This window comes from Halomonas sp. BC1, from assembly GCF_002078135.1.
GTDB lineage: Bacteria > Pseudomonadota > Gammaproteobacteria > Pseudomonadales > Halomonadaceae > Vreelandella > Vreelandella stevensii.
Map to the genome: position 1 here is coordinate 236,472 of NZ_LFGS01000019.1, position 1,290 is coordinate 237,761.

General features: G+C 50.3%; 1 protein-coding gene and 1 pseudogene. Both read left to right on the forward strand.

The window, feature by feature from the left end:
• Positions 1-226: 226 nt before the first annotated feature.
• Positions 227-379, forward strand: a pseudogene (locus B7L72_RS19135) (C4-dicarboxylate ABC transporter permease); the annotation flags it as partial.
• Positions 380-625: 246 nt separating this feature from the next.
• Positions 626-1,054, forward strand: coding sequence for an RNA polymerase-binding protein DksA (gene dksA / locus B7L72_RS15155; RefSeq protein WP_081195323.1), 429 nt, complete (start codon positions 626-628; stop codon positions 1,052-1,054).
• Positions 1,055-1,290 lie beyond the last annotated feature (236 nt).

Sequence of the window (1,290 nt, forward strand, 5' to 3'; positions counted from 1 at the left end):
ACTGCTAGAGGAATTTTTTTGGACATGTACATAAGTATTGCCTGTCTTTATGGATTTTTTCACCAATCCGTGGCGAGGTGAAGTTTCTCTTTGTACGTCGGCAAATTCGACAGGAACTACTCTAATGGGCGCATGTTTCCCGATGATTACATGTATATTTTCCTGCTCATGTGGTCTATGACATATTCGCACTGCCACCACTAAGGTGCGTGACGGAATGATTGCTAACCTGTTCGTTCTACAGAGCCTGACAGGCGAAAGCAGAGGACGCGTTGCCTGGGCATCACTGCTGTTTTTCTTGCTAATGTGCCTGGCGGCCGTGATCGTCAGTGTCTGGCCTGCGCTGGTGCTTTGGCTGCCTCGCGTCATGGCAAACTAAGATCGTTGGTAACTGAGCTCCCCGGTCTGTTGGCCAAGCGTTCTTGCCGATGTGCGTAAAAAGGCGTGATCGACGAGTATCGCCTGTCTTTACATTATTTGTTATAATATAACAAATTGATTGGCAGTGGATGCAGATGATGTCACAGGCATCTTCTCCCCGTGCCGATGCGGTACTCAGCGTGCGTCAATTGAACGTTCGCGCAGGTGAGCATCAGTTTATCAACACCCACACAGGGCATAACGGATGACGACGAATAGCGCGTGGGCAGAGCGTCTATTGCAGATGCCTGACAGTGATTATATGAATGACGAACAGCTCGCTTTTTTCCGCCAGCGACTGCTCAATGAGCGCGATGAAATAGAGGAGCATTTAAAGGAAATAAGAGGCGTCATTGCTTCCCACGAGCGTGATAGTGACGAAGCTGATCAAGCGGCGTTCGAAGAGGAGTTGCGCTTGGCCTTACGTCAAGCCGACCGTGAGAGCCGTCTGCTCAACAATATTGCTGAAGCGTTAAAACGTATCGAAACCGGCGACTACGGCTACTGTGACGAGACCGGTGAACCTATCGGATTGGCTCGGCTAATGTTTCGTCCCACCGCCAAGCTCTGTATCGAAGCGAAAGAGCGTCAGGAGCAACAAGAGCACCATTACCGCAAAGCAAGATGGGGATAGGCAGGATTCAGCGTCACTTGCATCAAGTAGTTGATCCTTTTGATAAGCGTGTGGTGAGAGCGCTGGCGGGTCGCCAGCGCTCGAAGAAGCTAGGTTCATGGCGAGAGTGAAAGAGATCAATGGGACAGTATCTCAACGATGATCTCTTCGCCGTAGTCTTTGTACTCTTCGGCCGTTTTGTCGCCTTGTTCGGTTTTATGGGCGGATACGGGGTCTAGAGTTCCATCCAGCAGATA